The organism is Lentimicrobium sp. L6 (genome assembly GCF_013166655.1).
Classification (GTDB): Bacteria; Bacteroidota; Bacteroidia; order Bacteroidales; family UBA12170; genus UBA12170.
The window spans coordinates 15,667-38,811 of record NZ_JABKCA010000057.1 but is presented as its reverse complement, the minus strand read 5'-3'; the positions used below and the strand labels follow the sequence as shown (position 1 = coordinate 38,811).

Here is a 23,145-nt window from a genome sequence, read left to right as displayed (position 1 = left end):
TTTATTAAAAAAACTCTGAGGACTGGAATTTTATTCTAGTTCTTGGAGTTTTTTTTTGTTGAAATAGATGTATTTCTTTTAAATTTATTTCATAAAATCAGGCACAAAAAAAAGCCAAAGAAGAAATTCTCTGGCTTTCGAACAATTATTAAAAAAATATTAATTATGCGGAGTATCACTACTCCATAGCGCGGTAACCACTCCAACGCTATTTATTAAGATTAACTTAATGAAAGAACTCAGACCTTTTTATAACAAAATACATGCCAGAATAGTACAAATCCTAGTATCAATAACTTAGCTAAATGGTTTTAGTAGACTTGTCTGAATTTCGGAATTCAAATTATAATTCTTGTATTTTAATTAAGGTAAACAACAGTTTTCATTAATAAACTGTTGTTTATACACAAAGTAAAAAACAGGTCAAAGACCTGTTTTTTAACATCCTATGTTAAACTTATTTTCTCTTTACAACTTTTAAAGCTGACTGTATAATGCTTTCCGAATTTAGGCCATATTTTTCCAATAACTGGACAGGTGTTCCGCTCTGTCCCCATTCGTCATTAACGCCAATTAATTCCATAGGGCAAGGTGTATTTTTTGCCAATAATGAGGCAATACTTTCTCCTAAACCACCTGCAACCATGTGCTCTTCCACACTTACCAAACAACCCGTTTTTGCAACTGATTTCAAAATAGCAGCATCATCCAAAGGTTTAATGGTATGAATATTAATGATTTCTGCAGAGATCCCTTGTTTTTCAAGTTCCTCACCAGCCAAAATAGCTTCCCATACCATATGTCCTGTTGCTACAATAGTAACATCAGTACCTTCGTTCAACATTTGAGCTTTTCCTATCTCAAACTTCTCGTCTGCTACAGTAAAATTAGGCACAACTGGACGTCCAAATCTTAAATAAACGGGACCTTCGTGCTCTGCTATGGCTAAAGTAGCTGCTTTGGTTTGATTATAATCACAAGTATGAATAACTGTCATACCTGGTAACATCTTCATCAAACCAATATCCTCGAGGATTTGATGTGTTGCACCATCCTCTCCTAAGGTAATTCCAGCATGAGAAGCACATATTTTCACATTCTTTTCGGAGTAAGCTACACTTTGACGAATTTGATCATAAACTCTACCAGTAGCAAAAGCGGCAAAAGTACCAGCAAAAGGAATTTTACCTCCAATGGTTAAACCTGCAGCCATACCAATCATATTCGCTTCTGCTATTCCAGCTTGAAAGAAACGATCTGGAAACTCGTCAGCAAATTGATTCATTTTTAATGATCCTATTAGGTCAGCACACAATGCTACCACATTAGGGTTTGTTTTACCTAACTCATAAAGACCAGCTCCAAACCCTGAACGCGTATCTTTTTTCTCTGTATATGTATATTTTTTCATCATATTTATTTTCACTATTTGTTTAAATCCAGAGTTACTGTAGCTCCAGTTTTAATTTTAAAACGCTTTTCGATACTATCTAAAGTGGAATTTGAAAACTTATTTCTATAAACAATACGGTAATTGCCAGGTAATAGGTATAAAGATTCAATATGATTAATTTCATTTCTAAATCGATAAACCCATTCTAAGCCCTCCTCTGTTTCTTCAAATATGCTTCCATAACCAAGGCCTGGCTTCTTGACTACCAAAATACCCGGTCCAGGAATATCTACATTGGTCACATGATTTTGAGAAATCAGTATACTATCAATGATTAAACGCGGCAGACTTAGAACTTCCAACTGATAATAACCCGTTAAATAAGTTTCTTTTTGTCCGAACTGCTGCACATTTAAAGTAAGAGGACCATTTGGTTTTCGCACCAATGCTTGCATCCCATTTATGGGCTCTTTACTATCTACTTCTAAATTCAAAACTCCAACTGGTGCTTTTAAGGCAATGGTATTATGTTCAGCTTCATTTATAATAACACTATCCAATCTCACTTGAGGTATGGTATGAGCCACTATATCATATACATTTCTAGGATCTAAAAATAAAGTATCAGGAACCCCAAAAGCATTCAGGGTATGAATAAAATTATGCTTCATCAAACCTGTATAATGATCATATATGCTTACCGCTACATTAGTTGTTGATGGCTGATTATTTGCATCCAACAAATTAATCTGCGCCGTAGTATTATTCAAAGCCTGGCTGATCATCACATTTAATCCAGTTACAAAATCCTCTTCAGTAACTGCTTCAATAAAAGTTCCCACACAATCGTATTGTCCTTTAAAATCTTTTCCAATTCCAATTACAAATGGTTTCAACATGATTCCTTTGGCCTGAAGGCGTAGGCTGACTTCACATGGGTCTCCTTCACATTCTTCAATACCATCAGTTATTAAAATGATGATATTTCTACAATGATCACAATCGGGGAAGTCAGCAGCAGCCTCTTCTAAAGCATAAGAAATTGGTGTAGTTCCTTTGGGAACAATATCTTTAAGCGCCTTTTTAATCTTTTTAGAATTATTCTTTGCGAACGGCACAATCAATCGACTGTCTTCACAAACTTGAGGAGGCACATGATATTGATCACCAAATACTCGAAAAGCCACTTCTACATTCTCAACTGTTGCTAGGCTATCCAAAAAGTTGGATAATATTTCTCTAGCTGCAAATATCTTCTGTTGGTAATTCCAACGTCCGAACATAGATTGAGAAGCATCGAATACAAAAAGTAAACGAGTGATTTCTTCTTTTTCTTGTTTTTGCTCTTGAGCCGCTAAAGGCTTCAGTACAAGAAGTAAAGAAACTATAGAAATGTAATATATAAGTTTTTTAATCATTAATAATCGCCAAGCGTTTCTGTTAATTGAGAAAGTGCATCAGCAGCTTGTTCATCATTTGGAGGTGAACCATGCCATTTATGAGTTCCCATCATAAAGTCGACTCCGGCACCCATTTCTGTTTTCATAATGATAACGATAGGTTTTCCTTTACCTGTCATTGATTTGGCTATTTTCATGGTATCGATAATCTCACAAACTTGATTACCATCCATTTCTAAAACTTCCCAACCAAAGGCTAACCATTTTGCTTTTAAATCCCCTAAATCCATTACTTCCTCAATAGGACCATCTATTTGCTTTTGGTTATAATCGATAGTTGCAATGAGGTTATCCACTTTTTTAGCTGCAGCATATAAAGCAGCTTCCCAGATTTGACCCTCATTCAATTCACCATCACCATGAAGTGTATACACTAAATGCTTGTCGCCATTAAGTTTTTTAGCTTGTGCTGCTCCGTTAGCTACCGACAAACCCTGACCAAGTGAACCCGAAGCGATTCTAATACCTGGTAAATGATCATGAGTAGTAGGATGTCCTTGTAGTCGACTTCCCAATCTTCTAAAGGTAGCTAATTCTTCAACTGGGAAAAATCCACTATGAGCTAAAACACTATACCATACTGGCGAAATATGTCCATTTGATAGGAAGAACAAATCCTCATCTGTTCCATCTAAAGTAAAATTCTCAGGACTATAATCCAATACCTCTTGATAAAGAGTACTTAAGAAATCAGCACAACCCAATGAACCACCTGGATGACCAGATTTCACGCCATGTACCATTCTGATAATGTCTCTTCTAACTTGTGAAGCAAACGCTTCGATTTGATTAACTTTCTCCATTTCTATTTTTAGTCAATAATTTTCTAATTCTGTCCGCCGAGAATGGTTACACTTCCTTGTTCTTTTCCATTTGAATATTCACCTTCCCATGTAAATACATAAAAATAAACTCCATCTGGCAATCCACCGCCATCCCAATTATCTGTACAATTTATACAATCGAAAAGTTTGGAGCCATTCCTATTAAATATCACCAACTCGGTAGATTTAAAATGTTCTTGAAACACTAAATCATCTCCAGTACACTTGGTTACTTCTTGAATTCCTGTTGATTTTAATGACTCTTCAGAATCTTCTCCTCCACCATCACCACCAATAATTTTAAAAATCCAAGTATCATTTACACCATCCCCATTAGGAGTGAATACATTGGGGATACAAAAATTTAATTCTTTTACTTCAAAAGTATTTAAATAAACAATAGTATCGCACCCATCTATATTCTCAGTATAAAGGGAGATATCATAGGTACCCACTTGTTGATAAGTATGGGTCGTGATATCTGAATAGGCTTTAGATTCATCACCAAAATCCCATTCATATTTTTCAATAAAACCATCCTCTATTTCTATTGCAAATTCCACATCGGGTTTTGTAATGTAAATTTCTTCTGGATTTGCGGCTATATCATATACTGCAGCAGCATAAATAACAGGTTTGAACAAATCTCCATAAATACAACCTCCTGCATCACGAATAGAAACAAAAACTGGGTCTTGACAAAGACCTATTGCAATACTATCATTCTGATTAAACTTATCGTTCCATTTATAAATATATGGAGCCGTTCCTCCAGATATATTAACTTCTGCTTGAGCTTTACAACCACCATTTTCACTATCATCTCTACAGCCAATTGTAAATTGTTCAAAGTCTATTTCAACTTCACTTACATAAGGTACAGGCAAGCTAGCATCTACTATATAACTAGCATCAATATCTAAATCTGTAACATTAGTAAAACTACAAACCTCTTCAAACCAAGTAAAAATTGCATCCCCATTTGCACTGGGCTTTTCTGTAAAAAGCAGTGATAGAAATAGACCATCCTCTAGGTTAACTCCATAGTAGGCTGCCCAATCTATTGAGATGGTATCGTTAGATACAGAAGTTTTTATTCTATACTCCTCTTTATTCTCTAATTCAAAATCAGAATTATGATACACACTACTATCAAATTGAATCAAGGTATTGTCAAATTTCAATTTAAGATGTATGGATTTAATGTTCTCCAAATTTTTAAACTGAACTGGAATTTCAATTTGCTTAGTGGCACAATGAATCGCTAAACGAGACTCAATTTGGGCTTGGGCCACTAAAACACTACTCAATGATAATAGGATAATTAACAGGTATAAGCTCCATTGCTTCATAAAACTAATATTGATTGGTTGATAATAAAACCAAGGTACATGCAACTTCTACTTCAATTCCATTCTCTTTTGCCAAATTCATTAATTCAGAATTTTCGGTACCTGGGTTAAAGATAATACGTTTAGGATTAATCTTTAGTATATAATGATAAATATTCTTTTGATTTTGAGGGCCAAGGTAAAGAGTCAAAGTATCGACACCCTCGAAAATGGGCTCTCCCTTATGGATTGGGATCGTATCTATTACTGATTCACGAAATCCAACTGCCACAACTGGATGTTGATATTCTTGAAGCATTTTCACTGCTTTATAAGAATATCTTTCTGGCTTTGGGCTAGCTCCCAATACCAAAGTTTTCTTTTGCATGTGGTTTTTTTGGCAAAGATAAAATAAAAGATGGACGACAAGTGTAAAATAAGGTCAATATCAATAATCTCTTATCCACAATTGACTCAAATAAAACGACCTATAAGCACAAGGACTTCAAGCCTTTCAAACATTAACAATTGTTAATAAAAACAAATATTGTGTGAAGCTTTAAAACACCCAATCTTAGCATATTTTAATTATCTTTGCGCGACTATAATTGAATGTACTTATGACAGATCAAGAATTGAATAAACAAAACGAATATTCGGCGGATAACATACAGGTATTAGAAGGATTAGAGGCGGTTAGAAAACGTCCTGCTATGTATATCGGCGACATTTCATCCAAAGGTTTACACCATTTGGTTTATGAGGTAATTGACAACTCTATTGATGAAGCATTGGCTGGCCATTGCGATACTATAGAAGTTGTTATCCAAGAAAATAATTCCATAAAGGTAACAGATAATGGACGTGGAATCCCCACTGGGATTCATGAGAAAGAAGGACGCTCTGCTTTAGAAGTAGTAATGACCGTGCTTCATGCTGGTGGTAAATTTGACAAAGGGTCCTATAAAGTTTCTGGTGGATTACACGGGGTTGGTGTTTCTTGTGTGAACGCCTTATCTACGCAGTTAATCGCTACTGTATATCGTGAAGGAAAAATATTCCAACAAGAATATAATATCGGAAGACCATTATATGATGTAAAACAAATTGGGGAATCTGATAAAACAGGAACCGAAGTTGTTTTCCTACCTGATGCATCCATCTTTACAGTTACCGAATACAATTTCGACACTCTTGCTAATAGAATGCGTGAATTGGCCTTTTTAAATAAAGGTATTACCTTAAAACTGATAGACGAAAGAGAAAACGGAGATGATGGTGAGTTTAAAAACAAAACCTATCATTCTGAAAAAGGTCTTAATGATTTTATTGACTATTTGGATGAAACTCGTGAAAAATTGATTCCGAACGCCATCTATATGGAAGGCGAAAAGAATGGTATTCCCATCGAAATCGCCATGAGATATAATACTTCTTTCTCTGAGAATGTTCATGCTTATGTAAACAACATTAACACCCATGAGGGAGGAACGCATTTAAGTGGTTTCAGAAGAGGTTTAACCAGAACACTAAAGTCTTATGCAGACAAATCTGGCTTATTAACTAAGTTGAAGTTTGATATTAATGGTGATGACTTTAGAGAAGGCTTAACAGCTGTTATTAGCGTTAAAGTTCAAGAGCCACAGTTTGAAGGGCAAACCAAAACCAAGCTAGGAAATAGCGAAGTAATGGGAGCTGTTGATCAAATGATTTCTCAAGCCTTGAATAATTATTTAGAAGAAAATCCAAAAGATGCCAGACGAATTGTCGACAAAGTGATTTTAGCTGCTACCGCTCGTCATGCTGCTCGTAAAGCTCGTGAATTGGTGCAAAGAAAGAATGTGCTTTCTGGTTCAGGCTTACCTGGTAAACTTGCTGATTGCTCTGAAAAAGACCCTGCTTTGAGTGAAATATACCTAGTGGAGGGAGATTCTGCGGGTGGAACAGCCAAGCAAGGACGAAACAGAAAATACCAAGCCATCCTTCCTCTTAGAGGTAAGATTTTAAACGTGGAGAAAGCAATGCCTCATAAGATTTTTGAAAATGAGGAAATCAAAACTATGTTTACGGCGCTTGGAGTTTCAATTGGAACCGAGGAAGATAGCAAAGCCTTAAACATAAATAAACTTAGATACCACAAAATCATCATCATGACGGATGCCGATGTGGACGGTAGTCATATCGCCACATTAATCCTAACATTCTTTTTCCGTTACATGAAAGAATTAATCGAAAAAGGCTATGTTTATATTGCTACTCCCCCTTTATACTTAGTTAGAAAAGGCAAGGAAGAACATTATGCTTGGGATGATGACCAACGCGATTTATTCGTTTCCAAAATGGCCACCGACGGGAAAGACAAAGGGGTTCATATCCAACGCTATAAAGGTCTTGGAGAAATGAACGCAGAGCAATTATGGTATACCACCATGGATCCGGAAGGAAGGACACTCAGAAGAGTTGAAATTGAAAATGAACCTGAAGCAGATCACGTATTCTCTATGTTAATGGGAGATGAAGTTCCTCCTCGTAGAGAATTCATTGAACAGAATGCGAAATATGCAAATATCGATGTATAAGGTATTTGTATCTTAATTAAACTCAATATATATTCCAAAAAACACCCGGCAAACGTCGGGTGTTTTTTTTATTTAGCTTAACAAATATTAACGGCATAACAGGCATTTGCTGAAGTAAATTTCCTATTTTTGAAAATTGATGAGATTATTTTTTTGTACCACCACTTTTACAATAATTAAAAAACCCAAAATGATCAGAAACACGAATCTACTAATCGCAATCATACTATTATTCAACATTCCCATATTTGCGCAGACCGACATTGAAGACGAAGTTCAGCAAAAAATATTCGACAATAAAAAGAATAAGATTTTAAGCAATGTGATTATCTCTTCTTTAGAAAGAGCACATTATTCTCCTAAAGAACTTAACGACAGCTTGTCTTTTGAGTTTTTCGAAGAATACGTGAAGAATATCGATAGAAGCAAAAACTTCTTATTACAGGAAGACATAGACATGTTGTCAGAGTATAAATACGAATTAGACAATCAACTTACAGCGGACAAGTTAGACTTTTTCAACATTTCTATTTCTACCCTAAACAAAAGAACACTCCAAATACAAGAGCTTTATAAAGAAATACTTGCAGAACCCTTCAATTATGAAATTGATGAATCTATTGAAATGGATCCTGACAAAGTTTCTTATTGTAAAAATATGAATGAGTTAAAAGAACGTTGGAGAAAAGCATTAAAATACCAAACCATTACGAACATCAGCACCAAACTAAAGGAACAAACCGATGCTTCAGAAAAAAGTGATACTGTAACTATTAAAACTTTTCCAGAACTAGAAGCAGACGCTAGAAAAAAAATTCTCAAACGACAGGACGACTGGTTCCATAGAATGATAGATCAGGTAAATAATACCGATAGAATATCTGTTTATGAAAATTCATTAGCTGCCGTCTTCGATCCCCACACTAATTACTTCCCTCCAAAATTGAAAGAAGATTTCGATATCCGATTCTCAGGACAACTAGAAGGAATCGGAGCCACACTATCACCAAAAGATGGTTATATCAGAGTAGTAGAAGTATTGCCGGGCAGTCCATCATGGAAAACTGGCCTTGTAAAAGAAGAAGACCTTATTATGAAGGTTGGACAAGCTGATGAGGAGCCTGTAGACGTTTATGACATGAGACTTGACGAGGCCGTAAAGTTGATTAGAGGAGCCAAAGGAACAGAGGTTAGACTAACTATTAAAAAACCCGATGGTACAATTATGGTAGTTCCGATTATTCGTGACATAGTTATTCGAGAAGAAACCTATGCGAAATCTGCGGTTATTAGCCCAAAAAATGAGAAAGGACTTGAAGTAGGATATATTTATCTTCCAAGTTTCTATACCAACTTCAACGATCCTAAAGGCAGAAGTTGTGGTGCTGATATGAAAAAAGAATTAGAAAAAATCACTAGCGAAGGTATTGACAATGTCATTATTGACCTTCGAGGTAACGGTGGTGGTTCTTTACGTGACGCAGTAGAAATAGCAGGTCTATTTATCGATCAAGGTCCAGTAGTACAAAGAAGAAGCAGTATTGGCCAACAAAGCGTATTAAGAGACCATGATAACATACTAAACTACGATGGCAACCTTGTTGTTTTAGTCAGTGAGACCAGCGCTTCTGCTTCAGAAATTCTTGCGGCAGCCCTACAAGATTACCAAAGAGCAGTTATTGTTGGCTCTAATTCCACATTCGGCAAAGGAACCGTTCAGCAGTTTGTTGATTTAGACAGACTACTTCCATCAAAGTTCAATGACTATAAAAGTTTTGGTTCATTAAAAATCACGATGGAAAAATTCTATAGAATCAATGGTGGAGCCACCCAATTAAAAGGAGTTGTTCCCGATGTTATTTTACCCACGAACTATTCCTATATAGATTTCGGCGAAAAAGAAATGGATTTTGCTCTTCCCTGGGACGAAATCGCAGCTGTTGAATACCAAAAACTTGACAACTACATCCCAAACTATCAATACATTAAAGAAAATAGCAGCAAAAGAACAAAAGCAAACTCAAGCTTTAATGAAATTGAAAAATATGCCAAATGGGTGAAGAAAAGAAGAGAAGAAACTGTTGAACCCCTAAAATTTGATAAGTACGAAATTGATAAAAAAGCCCGAAAAGATTTTATTAAACAATTCGAGCACATTGGGGAGGACACTTTAGCGATTTCTGTTAGAGATTTAAAATTTGATACCCCAAAAATAAACGCAGATAGTACAAAACGAGTAACAACAGATGAGTGGCACGACGAGATTACTAAAGACAATTATATCTTAGAATCTATTTACATCCTTGAAGATTTAAAAGCCATTAGAAAGAAATAAAAGATTTAATACCCTAAAAAAGCGGCATTGTTATTAACGATGCCGCTTTTATTTTGGCCACTCTTATTACAAACGAAAAAGAATAACTCAACATTCATTTACAAAACCAATGCCATGAATTGATTATCATTCCAGACAAATATAGGATCAACGTGTTTTTCTGGGGGATGGACAATCTAGTCATTTTTTCTCTTGTTAATTTAGGAAGCTATTATTAATAAATATATTACCCAAATGGTTCATTTAATCTGAAAAAGCATGATAATATATTTCTCTTCAACACTTTTTGGAAAAGTGTTACAAAACCTCCGCTGTATATCAAAGACTACTCCACAAATGCCTTTCCGGAAAAACAATAAATGTTGACGATTACATGTCAGCATAAACTCCTCCCTATAGTGACATTCTACGAATGATCACTAACGAGGGTCAAACAGTATTGTTTTTTATTCCTTCACGCCATTTGCTCCGACTTCCTGAAGTAAGTCAGGCTTAACGACTTTGATATAAGGCGGCTTAGACATTCCTGCGGAAGTCTTTATAAACTTTGCATAGCATCAGGTAATTAGCTCAAATGAGACAGCATTCAATATACACATCTGAAATTCTAATTATACAGTAGGTTCATACTAATCTCTGTGGAATATTTGTATTAACCATGAGGAAAGTATTAGCTCGAACAAATAAGTCAAAAAAAAAGCCGGCTCTAATTAAGAAACGGCTCTAAAATTTTATTTTACACCAATACTTTATTCATAATACATGCCACCTATTTTTGATAGGTCACGCATTGACTTGGTCAGATTAACCATATTCACCATTAATGACTTAGTCTCAGCCAATACATCTAAGAATAACTTTGTATTCTTAGCGCCTGTTTTATTCTTCTTCAAACGCTTAATCTGGGCCATAGTATAGCCATCCATATTACTCAATATACCCTCACTCTGTTTTAATAGGTCAGGAAGTCTTTGATATGAACTTTCAGTGATGATCTGAACAGCAGCATTCACAAACGATTCAATATCTTTGTTTAAGACAGATAAATCTTCTGTCTGCTTTGGACCTATAGGTTTATGATTATTATCAACATGCTCCAATGAAGGCTCTGTAATAAACATCAAATTGCGACCAATCTCTCTCATATAATCGAGAACCAGCGTGTAATACTGGGCAGAGTTTAAAGCATCATCATCAAGGCGCAAAATGACATTCTTAATATCACCTTTTGCTCGTTTTACTTTCTTATTATAAGATTTTGCTTTCTTGAAAGTATGACTTAATTCCTTTCTATTCTCACTTGCCAAGCCATCTACCATACCCCCAAACACGTCAGCTACTAAATGGAAAGAATCTGAGGCAGAAGATTTACATTCTAGATGAATATCTGAAACACTCACCGATTCTGCTAATTCGCTTACTTGTTTTTCTTCTTCTTGTGCATCCTCTGATTTTTTACCTTTAATATGAGATCTAATCACACTATAAGCAGCAATTAAAATAAACAACCCAATTACAATAAAACCACCTAGTTGTGATAAAAATGCCACCACAAAAGCAACAGTAAAAGCCGCCATAGCTGTAAAGAACCAACCCATTATTACAGAAATAACACCTGTAATTCTATAAACAGCACTTTCTCTGCCCCATGCATTATCAGCTAACGAAGTCCCCATAGCCACCATAAAAGTAACATAAGTTGTGGATAGAGGAAGTTTTAAAGAAGTTGCAAAGGATATCAATATACTAGCCACTACTAAGTTTACAGAAGCTCTAATCATATCAAATGCAGGTCTTTCCTCTCCTTCCAAAACCTCTTCAGCTCTAGAAGCATCAAACTGCTGCCTGATAAAGTCATTGGTTCTCTGAGGCAGAATACTGGAAACACGTTTATTAACACGAATTGCCGAACGAACTAATACTTTTGAAAACATTGTAGACCCAAATCGTTCAGTACCTTCATCTTGACGGCTTAAATCAACAGAAGTTTTAATAACTCTTTTAGCCTTTTTATTAAAATAAAGTGTAACTACCATCACTGCACCGGCCAAAATCAGAAATATAAATGGTGTTTCAACTTTGCCACCCAATCCAGTCATTAAGAAAGCATTTGGATCTGCTCCAGGGTTAGCGGCAAACTGCATATATGATTCGTAACCCGCCAAAGGAACTCCAATAAAATTTACTAAATCGTTTCCTGCAAAAGCCATTGCCAAAGCAAATGTACCTACCAGCACAATCACCTTAGAAATATTTATCTTAAACAGCCAAGTTATCATCTGTAGCAAGACCGTCCAAGCAGCAAAGCTAAAACCTATAATTAAAACAGCATTTACCTGAACCCACTCCTTAAGCAGCACTCCATCTGCCATTTCATAACTAGCATAAGGAGATCCCTTGAGCCCTTTTATTAAAATGAAGTATGTAATAGCTGCAATAGAGAGCCCTCCCCAAATAGAGCCATATAATTTCATTTTCTTTTTAAATCGGAAGGAGAAAATCAATCTGCTAATATATTGTATAATCGCTCCACTTAAAAAAGCGACCACAACAGATAACAATATCCCAGAAATAATAGCCAAAGCTTTACTACTATTAATGTAGTCAGAGACTGACAATCCACTATCGCCCATTACCTTCAATAAGGCAATAGCTACAGCCGCCCCTAATAACTCGAAAACAATTGAAACAGTTGTAGAAGTTGGCATACCAAAAGTATTGAAAGTATCCAAGAGAATGACATCAGTAATCATCACGGCAAAGAATATCACCATAATCTCTGAAAAATAAAACATTTGAGGATGGAAAATTCCTTTTCTGGCCACCTCCATCATACCCGTTGAAAATGTAGCCCCAACTACCACTCCCAGGGCCGCGACGAACATAATCACTTTAAAACTTGCCGCTTTAGAACCAACCGCAGAATTTAGGAAGTTTACAGCATCATTACTGACCCCCACTACCAAGTCGGATATTGCTAAGATAAATAGCACTCCAACAATTACAATATAAATACTCTCCATTTAAATATGTTTTTTTTGCAAAATAAACCATATTTAACTCAAGGAGAGAAGAACAAATATTATGATTGTATTAATTCAATATTAACTTAATGTTAACAGATTAAAGAAAAACTAAACTACTGCCCATTAGTGAGAGACTTCAAGGTAGAAATACTTATTCGCTTCCCATCTTTAAAAGCGACTACAAAAGCATCAATAAATCCTTTAGATCTGGCATAGTCTTGATAATCAAGAGCATTTTCATAATCATCGAAGCCAACGGCTATTAATTTATGCCATGGTGATTTTATATTAACCAAGATATTTTTCTCTATTCCATAGATCCCACTAAATACACCTAAAGGATAATGATCGTTTCGAACAGAAAGTATCTGCACTCCAATAAGTATACCTTCCGATGGAATACTTTGATCTAATCTTATTAAAGGGTAAACTTTCTCTAAATCTTCTTCACTAACTTGCTGCTCTTCCTTAACAAGTACTACAGACTGAGTTCTTGCAGCATAATTTAATGCCTCTTCTAAACTTATCCTTTCATTATCGCGATAAACGACAATAAAAGCATCTTCAATCCCATTAGTACTTCTTATGGTATTCCTTAACTCTTTAGCTCTCCACATTTTATCGTAATGACCAACTGAATATCTATACCACTCACCATCAAACCTCTCAAACACCCTGGACTTAATACCAAACTGTTCTTTCAACTCTTCAGGGCTTCTAGGATTTTTCGTTGCAGCTACTTGTACAGAGAAATTAATACCTGGCCAAACATCATCACCTTTCGAAGCCCAAGTCTCCTTCTCCATTGCCTCTTTCTCAAGCTCATGATTAATCTGGTATTCATGAGTTTTTTCAACTGCTTCATATTCTTCTACCAACTGCTTCTCACCATTACCACCTTCACCTGCTTGCCCATTCTCAACAGCAAGGTCTTGATTCTTACTAACAGACTCAGCTGATTCATTCTGACCTTCAGGAACAGCAACAACAGCACCTCCCACAATTGGAAGTTCCTTTTCTGTAGGCTCATAAATACTAGCATCGAGTCGATATTTGATGTTTTTTCGAGAAGCTTTTCTTTTAGAATCAAATCGATATACCAAACCTATGCTATTATAATTAATCATATCCATTTTTATTCCACCTGGCTTAGCATCAATCTCATCTGAAGACACCACATACAACATTCCAGATATACCAACCGAAATATTTTTTGTGATGAGATACTCTATACTTAAAGCACCCGGAAAACTCAAGGCACCATTAGAGTTTTCATCAACCAAATAAGTACCGTCGGGAAAAGGATTATCTGAATACAATTTTGAGTCCCAATTTATATAACCAACACCAAGGCTTGCTAAAATATTAATACGACTATCACCATACCGATGCTTAGTCAAAAGGTATATAAGATTAAAATCTACTAATGCATGCGCACCAAAAACAGTCCCTTCAAAATTACACTTGGCCGACTTCTTGTGACCACTAAGCTTGCCATATAAAAACTGACCTCTAACACCAAAAACAGGCGAAAACTCCTTACCCACATTAAGACTAAACATGGGCTGAATCTCACTGGGGGATTCAAAGTCCGGCACATAATCATACCTTTTGATATCACCAAAAAACACAGAAACACCACCTTCTCCAGAAACAAACCACCTATTTGGTTTTATTCTTTGACCATAGGTATCAACTGCAATCAGCATCGAAAAGACAACAAGTGATAGGCAACTCAGAAATAATTTATAATTCATAACTTTTTTTCAAATACACGAGCATTATACGATTATCAATAATAAATTATTGATGCGAATATACTAAATTGGGTGATAAGCATAACATAAACAACTTACATTTTGACGAAAACAAAGATATACATTCTGAGTATATTATCTCTCGAGAACATCATTTTTTTTAACAACTTATTATAAATTGAAATTACAAATTATTAATTGTGGCGCAAAGCGATTTCTAAGCAAATATTAACAAACAAAACTTAATAAATATTATAGAGTATGTTCTCACAAAATTCACTGAAGAATATCTTTGTAAAAAAAAGATGAGATTTTTTAGCGTCATTCTATATATACTAATTCTATCTAGTATTGCTACTGCACAGATCGAGAATAAAAAGGTCAAAGCACAGCCTGGAGATGGAATACACACCCTACTCGAACGAAACGGAATTGACAGCCCAGAAATGCAAAAAGCCTTCATAAAGCTCAACGAAAAAAAGCTTAAGGACAACAACTATCTAATTATAGGTAAGGAATACCTGCTCCCCAATGCGAAACAATTAAGTTCTTCTAGAAGCTTTGATATTTTCGGGAGCAAATATGCACAAGTTAAATCCAAAAGTCAAGATTTAAAAGGAGCCGTTTTTTATGTAGTCGCAGGCCACGGCGGGCCGGACCCTGGAGCACAGGGAAAAAGAGATGGTCATACTTTAAGTGAGGATGAATACGCATATGATATCAGTCTTAGACTAGTCAGAGAATTAATTAGCCATGGAGCAACGGCATATATGATTACACGTGATAAAGACGATGGGATACGCGATCTGGCCTATCTACCTAATGATAAAGAAGAAACCATTTGGAAAAATCAGAAAATCCCATACGGCTCCAATAAGAAGCTTAGACAGAGAGCAAGAGCAGTTAACAAACTATATAAAACCAATAAAGGTAAATACCAACGAATGATGGTCATCCATATTGATTCGAGATATAAAAATCAAAGGGTTGATATTTTTGGTTACTATAGTTCAAAAAGTAAATCGGGAAAGAAATTCACCTCCAATTTAATTAATACTGTTGAAAAAAAATACAAACAACACCAACCCACAAGAGGATTTAGTGGAGTAGCCAAATCAAGAGACAATCTATACATGATCAAATACACAGACCCAGTAACCAGCTTTTTAGAACTAGGGAATATTCAAAACAGCCAAGACCAAATACGTTTTATTAAATACCAAAACAGACAAGCTATAGCCGACTGGCTAACAGCGGGATGCATTCTTGATTATAAAAATAGCAAACAAAACTAGCACATAAAATCAAGCTCAAAATAATCAAATTATAATTCCTAAATATCAATAGTAAAAAACTAAAAAAAGTGATTAATTTCGTAGGCGCTTAATGTTTTGATAATCACCTAAACAAAGCTTAAAAGTTTTTGCAAAAATATTTTGTCAATCAAAAACTTAATTGTATTTTTGCAGCCCGAATTTAGAAAATAAAGAATCAATAATATGTATTTAACAGCAGACATTAAAAAAGAGTTTTTCTCTGAGCATGGTAATAATGACATCGATACTGGAAGCCCAGAAGGTCAAGTAGCTTTATTCACTTTCAGAATCAAACATCTAACCGAGCATTTAAAATCTAACAAAAAAGACAAAGTAACTCAAAGATCTTTGGTTATTTTAGTAGGTAAGAGAAGAAAAATGTTAGATTATCTTAAGTCTAAGGACATTGAGCGTTATCGTAGTATTATTAAGACTTTAGGATTAAGAAAGTAATCTTTTATTCTAGATATCGCTACAATAATAACATAAAACGAAACCTTAAAGGCAATTCTTCAGATTGCCTTTTTTGGTATTTATCCTTATAAAGGAATTAATAATCATAAGAAAAGAAATTATGTCACAAATTGGGATCACGAAAAACATGACAATGGCAGATGGTACTACCATTTCCATTGAGACTGGCAAACTAGCCAAACAGGCTGACGGGTCGGTTGTTGTGAGACAAGGAAACACTATGCTTTTAGCAACTGTGGTTTCCAGCAAAGAGGCAAAAGATAACGTGGACTTTATGCCCCTATCAGTAGATTATAGAGAAATGTACGCCTCTACAGGTAAGTTTCCTGGTGGATTCTTCAAAAGAGAAGCTCGCCCTTCGGAACATGAAATACTAATTTCTCGTTTAATTGACAGAGCTCTTCGTCCACTATTCCCAGATGATTATCATGCCGAGACTCAGGTTCAGGTATTTCTAATCTCTTCGGATAAAACAGTGATGCCCGATAGTTTAGCTGCTTTAGCTGCATCTGCTGCTTTAGCTGTTTCTGATATTCCATTCCATGGCCCAATATCAGAAGTTAGAGTAGCTAAAATTGATGGCGAATATGTTGTAAACCCGATGTTCGATCAGGTTGAGAATGCTACAATGGATTTAATGGTGGCTGCAACAATGGATAACATCATGATGGTTGAAGGTGAGATGAAAGAGGTTTCGGAAGCAGAAATGCTAGAAGCCATGAAAATCGCTCACGACGCTATTAAAATTCACTGCCAAGGTCAAATAGAACTAGCTGGGGAAATTGAAAAAGCGCAGACAAAAAGAGAATATTGTCACGAAACAAGTGATGAAGATTTAGCTAAAGATATTGAAGAGAAGCTTTACGACAAAGTATATGCTGTTGCTGCTAAAGCATCCGCAAAACATGATCGTTCGGCTGCTTTCAAAGCTATAATTGATGAATATAAAGAAACTCTTTCTGAAGAAATTCTTGAGGAAAATGGTCCTTTAATTGGTAAATACTACCATGACGTTGAGAAAAAAGCGATTCGTCGTTTTATGCTTGATGAAAGATCTCGCTTAGATGGAAGAAACTTAGATGAAATCAGACCAATCTGGTGTGAAGTTGATTACCTTCCCATGACTCATGGTTCTGCTATATTTACAAGAGGAGAAACTCAATCATTAGTAACCGTTACTCTTGGAAACAAGATGGATGAACAAATGATTGATGGCGCTATCCTGGATGGAAAAAATAATTTCCTGTTACACTATAACTTCCCATCGTTTAGTGTTGGTGAAGCAAGATTTAAAGGCGGTACAAGCCGTAGAGAAGTTGGACATGGTAATTTAGCTTTAAGAGCCCTAAAACATGTTATTCCTCCAAAAGCAGAGGTACCTTATACCATTAGAATTGTTTCCGATATTTTAGAATCTAATGGTTCTTCTTCAATGGCAACAGTTTGTGGTGGTACTTTAGCATTGATGGATGCAGGTGTTGCTATCCCTAAACCAGTCTCAGGCATTGCAATGGGATTAATCTCTGATACTGAAACAGACAAGTATGCTATTCTTTCTGATATACTAGGTGATGAAGATCACTTAGGAGATATGGACTTCAAAGTAACAGGTACTAGAGATGGAATCACTGCTTGTCAAATGGACATTAAAGTAGATGGTTTGTCTTACCAAATTTTAGAGGAAGCTTTAGAGCAAGCGCGCGTTGGTAGACTTCATATTTTAGGTGAAATGGAAAAGACTATTTCTGAACCTAGAGAAGATTACAAACCACACGTTCCTAGAATTGAGAAAATCTTCATTCCTAAAGAATTTATTGGTGCTGTTATTGGACCTGGTGGAAAAATCATTCAAGAGATTCAAGCTGAAACAAAAACGGTTATTGTATTAGAAGAAGTAGGTGACCAAGGTGTAATTGATATTTCATCTAGTGATAAGGCTTCAATTGATGCAGCTATAGCATGGATTAAAGGCATTACAGCACAACCAGAAGAAGGAGAAACTTACGAAGGCAAGATTAAGTCTATCACAAGCTTTGGTGCTTTTGTTGAAATCATGCCTGGTAAAGAAGGATTATTACATATCTCCGAAATCAACTACGATAGAGTTGAAAATGTCGAGGATGTTTTATCTGCTGGCGATATGATTAAAGTAAAATTATTAGAAGTTAATAATGTTACTGGTAAATTAAAGCTATCAGCTAAGGCACTTCTACCAAAACCAGAAGGTTATGTAGAAAGACCTCCTAGACAAGATAGAGACAGAAAAAGCAACGACCGTGGAAGAGGAAACGGTGGTGGACGAGACAGAGATAGTAGAGACAGGGATAGAGGTTCACGCGATCGCAGAAGATAACGCAACCTATTTATGCTTATTTCGTATAATATAAGTTGATTAATTGAAATAAATAATTTGCTATGAGGCAACTAAAAATTACCAAGCAGGTAACCAATCGTGAGACTGCGTCATTAGATAAATACCTACAAGAAATTGGTAAAGTTGAGCTGATCACAGCAGACGAAGAAGTAGAGTTGGCAAAAAGAATCAAGCAAGGCGACAAGATAGCCCTTGAAAAACTAACAAAAGCCAACCTTCGTTTTGTAGTATCAGTATCTAAACAATATCAAAATCAGGGACTCAGTTTACCGGATTTAATTAATGAGGGTAACATGGGATTAATTAAAGCAGCTCAACGTTTTGATGAAACCAGAGGATTTAAATTTATTTCTTATGCTGTTTGGTGGATTCGTCAATCTATTCTTCAGGCATTAGCGGAACAATCTAGAATCGTTCGCTTGCCATTGAATAAAATTGGATCTATCAATAAAATAAATAAAGCTTATGCGCATCTTGAACAAGAATTGGAGCGCGAGCCAAAAGCATTAGAAATAGCCAAGTATTTAGAAATCACAATTGAAGAAGTAAAAGAATCACTAAAAAACAATGGACGTCATGTTTCAATGGATGCTCCTCTTCTATCTGACGAGGAAACCAATATGTACGACGTATTGAAAAATGATGAAGGCGTTACTCCTGAAACTGAATTACTTTATGATAGTTTACGTAAAGAAATTGACCGTGCAGTATCTACTTTAACTCCTCGCGAGGCTGATGTCATCCGCTTATATTTTGGACTTGGCGGAAGCCATCCAATGACTCTTGAAGAGATTGGTGAAAAGTTTGACTTAACTCGTGAACGCGTGCGACAAATCAAGGAAAAAGCAATCCGCAGATTAAAACATGCTTCTAGAAGTAAGATTTTAAAGACGTATTTAGGATAATTGCTACCTGCAATTGATTAAAAAACCAGAGTTAATAGCTCTGGTTTTTTTGTTTCTACACCATAATATAATATTTTTATCATCAAATTTGATCATAAAATATTCATAATCACTTAAAAAAAGGAATTGAATAACTATATTTGCTATCATATGAACATTTATTAATGAACAAACTTGACCTAAAATACCAAGCTCTTCAGGAAAAAATAGACAAGCTGACTGCAGAAAACAAAAGGCTTAGGCTACGTCCATCACTGCACAGTACCGAGGCTAATATATTTGAATTTATGAATATTAAAAGCGAGATGGCTAAAGCTATGTTAAAAGCAAAATCGGTGCAACATGTTTTTGAGATCAGCATTTTATACTTAACTAAAATTACTAATATTCATTCGATTGCATTTTTCCAAAGGAAGAATGAAAACCAAGATTTTCATATTCCAGAACAAAAATCCTGTCCTAAAAAGTTTTTGACTGAATTATCTGCTCAAAAAAAACCCTTGGAATACAGTTCATATTTTTTTCCTGAGAAGAATAAATATTACTACTCTAAATCAAATACCAAGCAACACGAAACAAATCCTTTTCATAGATATCTGGCTATTTATCAAACCAGAGTAATCCTTCCGATAATAAAGGATAAATCTTCTCAAATCTCCCTCCTCCTGCTATCCAAAAAAGAATTCACACATAGTCAATACTTCAAAATCGTAATAGAAAACATACAAGCCCAACTAAAAAGCTCTTTTAGTAGAATTATTAACCAAGAAAAATTACTTAATCAAGCTGAACATATAGAAGATTCAATAAAAGAAAGAGTGACAGATTATCAACGAATGAACAAGGAATTCATGAATCAAATTCACCAATCAAAAAAACAGGTGATGATGCTTACTGAAAAACTAAATTTATATCAGGGCATTGTTGAAAAACAAAAAGATATCATTCTTAGAATAAACAAAGAAGGTTCTATATTATTTCATAATCCAGCTTTAAAAAAAATAAATTTCATAGCAGGTGCAGATAAAAATAATATAATCAGCTACTTTGGGGAAGGTGATTTTCCAGGGTTAGCCCAAATTATTCATGATTTTGAGGAAGGTATCCAGCAAATCAATTGCGAAATCCAAGTTCAAATGGAACAAGCTGTTTGGTTTAATTTCTTCTTTACTCCAATAAAAAACAAAAGAGGACTTATTATTGAAATACAAGTTTCAGCAAGAAATATTAATCTCATAAAAACTCTTGAAGAAAAACTTAGAACCCAAAAGGCTATAGCCTTAAAAATGCTCAATAATACAAATGACATCCATTTTACCATAACCAAAAAAGGTGATTTTATTTTTCTCTCTGACAATTGGGAGAAAACTCTAGGTTATTCTCAAAATGGTTGTCTAAACAAGAACATCAGTGCATTTGTTCCAAAAAAAATAAATACCAATATTAAAAACGATATTCAAAGCATACTCTTAAAATATCAAGAAAACTATTCCTACAGATTAAAACTCAAAGATAGTACTGGACAAAAACTACCATTTAAACTAACACTATCCCCTATTTCTTCTTCTCGAGATTTAGTTAATTTCATATGTGGTGTTCTCACTCCTGAGTAGCAATACCTATGGCTAATCATCATGATTTTTATTTCCCTTCTGCCTTTAAATTACTTATCGTATACGAAAGTTACTCGCAAATAACTTAAGGTTTTTCATTGCATCATGGGCACAATTATATCATAACAACTGATAACTTAGATTGGCTCATATTATTAGAAATAAAAAAGTCGAATAGAACTGAAGCCCTACCCGACCGAGAAATATTTCATCAGAAATATTATATTTTGACTCCTCTAGAACCAACCAAACATGATAGCGATATTTACAGAAAAGTTATCCAATGCTGAAGGAGATACAGTGATAGAATTTTTGGCATCTTGTCCATCTACAGCATATTCATATACAAGGTTAACATCATTAGTAAATTTATAAGAAGCCCCAACTGCCATTCTTAAATATCGTAACATATTAAATTCAACCTCTACACCTGGCTCAAATACCAAATAAAAATCCGAGTCATAGGAATAATTATAGTCATAATCGTAATCCCAATGGTATTTTTTGTTTTCTCTTGGGTTTAAATAAACACCTCCTGCTCCTAAAATAATTGGGAAACTAACATGAACAGGTGATTTAGGAAACAAAATGGGTTGAAAGAAAAGACCTCCATAACCACCAGCTAGAAAATAATCAGAATCCAATGCTGGAGTAGGCTTATCTAAATTATTAAAGAACCCTTTTCCAGCAAATCCAAATGCAAACTGATGATTAATAACCCATGCAGCACGTCCTCCTATCTCTAGAGCTGGTCTTGCGTCAATATCCGTATACCCAATGGTCAAGCCTAAATAACCTCCATGCTCAGTACGCCCATCTTTATTTGAAAATAAGGTTTTATACTCTTGTTCACTCTTTTCGTCTTGAGCATATACATTAACATTTATTCCAATAATTAATGCGATAACTACTAATTTAAAAAATACTTTTGCTTTCATAATTATTTATATTTAACATTTTAATTATCTATTGTTTAATTACACTTCCAGAACCGATAATCTCTGAATTTACAAGTGGATTTCCTCTATAATATATAGAACCACTGCCAAATATCTGAGCATCTAGGCCATCGCTAACTTGAACATAAATATTCCCAGAACCATCGGATTTAGCAGCACAATACTTCTGCTCAAAATCTACATATTTAATATTACCAGAGCCAAATATGCCCATAGTACTGTGGGTTCCTTGTCCATATAGTGTAATACTACCTGAGCCGTGAATTTCAGCATCTAGATTCTCTGTGAAAAGGTTTGCTATTAAATTTCCTGAACCATTTATTCGTAAATAAGTTTCAGAACAACTGGCAGTGGCTGTTATATCGCCAGACCCATCTACAACAGCAGAAAAAGAATCAGATTCAAATGCCTCGCTAAAGATACTGCCACTTCCTTTCAACTCCATTGCTTCCATTTCAGGAGTATATACGGTCAACTTCATAGAACGACGAGGGCTTATAGTCTCTCTACTATCAATGATTAGAGCTCCGTTTTTGATACTAGTTTCAATATAAGGAATAATATTTGATTCAGCCTCTATCACAACATAAGATATGGTATCTTTTATTATTGTAACTTCAAAACTTCCATTGTTGGCTAACTTTGAGAATCCTGACAACTCTCTTGTTTCTGTGCTAACATTATTGTTTCCTCTAATGAAGATCCCTTTTCTACAAGAAGTAGTTCCTAAACTAATAAGAACAGCTAAAATGATTACTAATTTTGTTTTCATGATATAATTATTTTTGTTTTTCAATTG

Annotated in this window: 16 protein-coding genes; 7 read left to right on the top strand and 9 right to left on the bottom strand. The window is 35.1% G+C overall.

The features are described from left to right. Positions 1–457: 457 nt before the first annotated feature. From HNS38_RS14330 to HNS38_RS14310, 5 genes are read right to left on the bottom strand one after another with little or no spacing between them, the layout of a single operon-like run. The gene (locus HNS38_RS14330; RefSeq protein WP_172280398.1) at positions 458–1,411 is read right to left on the bottom strand and encodes a transketolase family protein; all 954 of its coding nucleotides are present in this window, start codon (positions 1,409–1,411) and stop codon (positions 458–460) included. Positions 1,412–1,425: 14 nt separating this feature from the next. After that, entirely contained in the window at positions 1,426–2,811 is a 1,386-nt protein-coding gene (locus tag HNS38_RS14325) for a VWA domain-containing protein (RefSeq protein ID WP_172280396.1), read from the bottom strand. After that, entirely contained in the window at positions 2,811–3,656 is an 846-nt protein-coding gene (locus HNS38_RS14320; RefSeq protein ID WP_172280394.1) for a transketolase, read from the bottom strand. The genes HNS38_RS14325 and HNS38_RS14320 overlap by 1 nt, the downstream gene beginning before the upstream one ends. Positions 3,657–3,679: 23 nt before the next feature. After that, the gene (locus HNS38_RS14315; protein ID WP_172280391.1) at positions 3,680–5,029 is read right to left on the bottom strand and encodes a gliding motility-associated C-terminal domain-containing protein; all 1,350 of its coding nucleotides are present in this window, start codon (positions 5,027–5,029) and stop codon (positions 3,680–3,682) included. A gap of 4 nt (positions 5,030–5,033) precedes the next feature. Beyond that, the gene (locus HNS38_RS14310; protein WP_172280388.1) at positions 5,034–5,396 is read right to left on the bottom strand and encodes a CoA-binding protein; all 363 of its coding nucleotides are present in this window, start codon (positions 5,394–5,396) and stop codon (positions 5,034–5,036) included. A gap of 232 nt (positions 5,397–5,628) precedes the next feature. Between HNS38_RS14310 and gyrB the strand changes: the two genes are divergently transcribed. Both gyrB and HNS38_RS14300 read left to right on the top strand, forming a co-directional pair. Then, positions 5,629–7,587 (top strand): DNA topoisomerase (ATP-hydrolyzing) subunit B, encoded by a 1,959-nt coding sequence (gyrB, locus tag HNS38_RS14305; RefSeq protein ID WP_172280386.1) that lies wholly within the window; start codon positions 5,629–5,631, stop codon positions 7,585–7,587. A 190-nt stretch (positions 7,588–7,777) separates the two neighbouring features. Next, positions 7,778–9,922 (top strand): carboxy terminal-processing peptidase, encoded by a 2,145-nt coding sequence (locus HNS38_RS14300; RefSeq protein WP_172280383.1) that lies wholly within the window; start codon positions 7,778–7,780, stop codon positions 9,920–9,922. Positions 9,923–10,671: 749 nt separating this feature from the next. Here HNS38_RS14300 and HNS38_RS14295 read toward each other — a convergent pair. Both HNS38_RS14295 and HNS38_RS14290 read right to left on the bottom strand, forming a co-directional pair. Then, on the bottom strand, positions 10,672–12,945 hold the full coding sequence (locus HNS38_RS14295) for an inorganic phosphate transporter (RefSeq protein WP_172280381.1): 2,274 nt from the start codon (positions 12,943–12,945) through the stop codon (positions 10,672–10,674). 116 nt (positions 12,946–13,061) lie between these two features. After that, positions 13,062–14,705, bottom strand: coding sequence for an SPOR domain-containing protein (locus tag HNS38_RS14290; protein ID WP_172280379.1), 1,644 nt, complete (start codon positions 14,703–14,705; stop codon positions 13,062–13,064). 305 nt (positions 14,706–15,010) lie between these two features. Between HNS38_RS14290 and HNS38_RS14285 the strand changes: the two genes are divergently transcribed. From HNS38_RS14285 to HNS38_RS14265, 5 genes are all read left to right on the top strand, one after another. Further along, positions 15,011–16,000: an N-acetylmuramoyl-L-alanine amidase gene (locus tag HNS38_RS14285; RefSeq protein ID WP_172280377.1), complete on the top strand. Its 990-nt coding sequence runs from the start codon at positions 15,011–15,013 to the stop codon at positions 15,998–16,000. A 204-nt stretch (positions 16,001–16,204) separates the two neighbouring features. Next, positions 16,205–16,474 (top strand): 30S ribosomal protein S15, encoded by a 270-nt coding sequence (gene rpsO, locus HNS38_RS14280; protein ID WP_172280374.1) that lies wholly within the window; start codon positions 16,205–16,207, stop codon positions 16,472–16,474. Between the two features lie 121 nt (positions 16,475–16,595). Further along, positions 16,596–18,848, top strand: coding sequence for a polyribonucleotide nucleotidyltransferase (pnp, locus tag HNS38_RS14275; RefSeq protein ID WP_172280372.1), 2,253 nt, complete (start codon positions 16,596–16,598; stop codon positions 18,846–18,848). Between the two features lie 62 nt (positions 18,849–18,910). Beyond that, positions 18,911–19,774 carry an RNA polymerase sigma factor RpoD/SigA gene (locus HNS38_RS14270; protein WP_172280370.1) on the top strand — a complete coding sequence of 288 codons (864 nt, stop codon included), beginning with the start codon at positions 18,911–18,913 and terminating at the stop codon, positions 19,772–19,774. 164 nt (positions 19,775–19,938) lie between these two features. Further along, a complete protein-coding gene (locus HNS38_RS14265; protein WP_172280368.1) occupies positions 19,939–21,387 on the top strand; it encodes a PAS domain S-box protein in 1,449 nt (482 codons plus the stop codon). Positions 21,388–21,623: 236 nt separating this feature from the next. Here the strand turns inward: HNS38_RS14265 and HNS38_RS14260 are convergent, their stop codons facing one another. Together HNS38_RS14260 and HNS38_RS14255 are read right to left on the bottom strand one after the other, a co-directional pair. Continuing rightward, positions 21,624–22,325, bottom strand: coding sequence for a hypothetical protein (locus tag HNS38_RS14260; protein ID WP_172280366.1), 702 nt, complete (start codon positions 22,323–22,325; stop codon positions 21,624–21,626). A 28-nt stretch (positions 22,326–22,353) separates the two neighbouring features. Continuing rightward, entirely contained in the window at positions 22,354–23,118 is a 765-nt protein-coding gene (locus tag HNS38_RS14255; protein ID WP_172346639.1) for a head GIN domain-containing protein, read from the bottom strand. Positions 23,119–23,145 lie beyond the last annotated feature (27 nt).

What these genes read in the sequence shown, in the direction of transcription:
- HNS38_RS14330 (WP_172280398.1), bottom strand. Translation starts at nt 1,411, where the DNA reads ATGAAAAAATATACATATACAGAGAAAAAAGATACGCGTTCAGGGTTT.
- HNS38_RS14325 (WP_172280396.1), bottom strand. Translation starts at nt 2,811, where the DNA reads ATGATTAAAAAACTTATATATTACATTTCTATAGTTTCTTTACTTCTT.
- HNS38_RS14320 (WP_172280394.1), bottom strand. Translation starts at nt 3,656, where the DNA reads ATGGAGAAAGTTAATCAAATCGAAGCGTTTGCTTCACAAGTTAGAAGA.
- HNS38_RS14315 (WP_172280391.1), bottom strand. Translation starts at nt 5,029, where the DNA reads ATGAAGCAATGGAGCTTATACCTGTTAATTATCCTATTATCATTGAGT.
- HNS38_RS14310 (WP_172280388.1), bottom strand. Translation starts at nt 5,396, where the DNA reads ATGCAAAAGAAAACTTTGGTATTGGGAGCTAGCCCAAAGCCAGAAAGA.
- gyrB (WP_172280386.1), top strand. Translation starts at nt 5,629, where the DNA reads ATGACAGATCAAGAATTGAATAAACAAAACGAATATTCGGCGGATAAC.
- HNS38_RS14300 (WP_172280383.1), top strand. Translation starts at nt 7,778, where the DNA reads ATGATCAGAAACACGAATCTACTAATCGCAATCATACTATTATTCAAC.
- HNS38_RS14295 (WP_172280381.1), bottom strand. Translation starts at nt 12,945, where the DNA reads ATGGAGAGTATTTATATTGTAATTGTTGGAGTGCTATTTATCTTAGCA.
- HNS38_RS14290 (WP_172280379.1), bottom strand. Translation starts at nt 14,705, where the DNA reads ATGAATTATAAATTATTTCTGAGTTGCCTATCACTTGTTGTCTTTTCG.
- HNS38_RS14285 (WP_172280377.1), top strand. Translation starts at nt 15,011, where the DNA reads ATGAGATTTTTTAGCGTCATTCTATATATACTAATTCTATCTAGTATT.
- rpsO (WP_172280374.1), top strand. Translation starts at nt 16,205, where the DNA reads ATGTATTTAACAGCAGACATTAAAAAAGAGTTTTTCTCTGAGCATGGT.
- pnp (WP_172280372.1), top strand. Translation starts at nt 16,596, where the DNA reads ATGTCACAAATTGGGATCACGAAAAACATGACAATGGCAGATGGTACT.
- HNS38_RS14270 (WP_172280370.1), top strand. Translation starts at nt 18,911, where the DNA reads ATGAGGCAACTAAAAATTACCAAGCAGGTAACCAATCGTGAGACTGCG.
- HNS38_RS14265 (WP_172280368.1), top strand. Translation starts at nt 19,939, where the DNA reads ATGAACAAACTTGACCTAAAATACCAAGCTCTTCAGGAAAAAATAGAC.
- HNS38_RS14260 (WP_172280366.1), bottom strand. Translation starts at nt 22,325, where the DNA reads ATGAAAGCAAAAGTATTTTTTAAATTAGTAGTTATCGCATTAATTATT.
- HNS38_RS14255 (WP_172346639.1), bottom strand. Translation starts at nt 23,118, where the DNA reads ATGAAAACAAAATTAGTAATCATTTTAGCTGTTCTTATTAGTTTAGGA.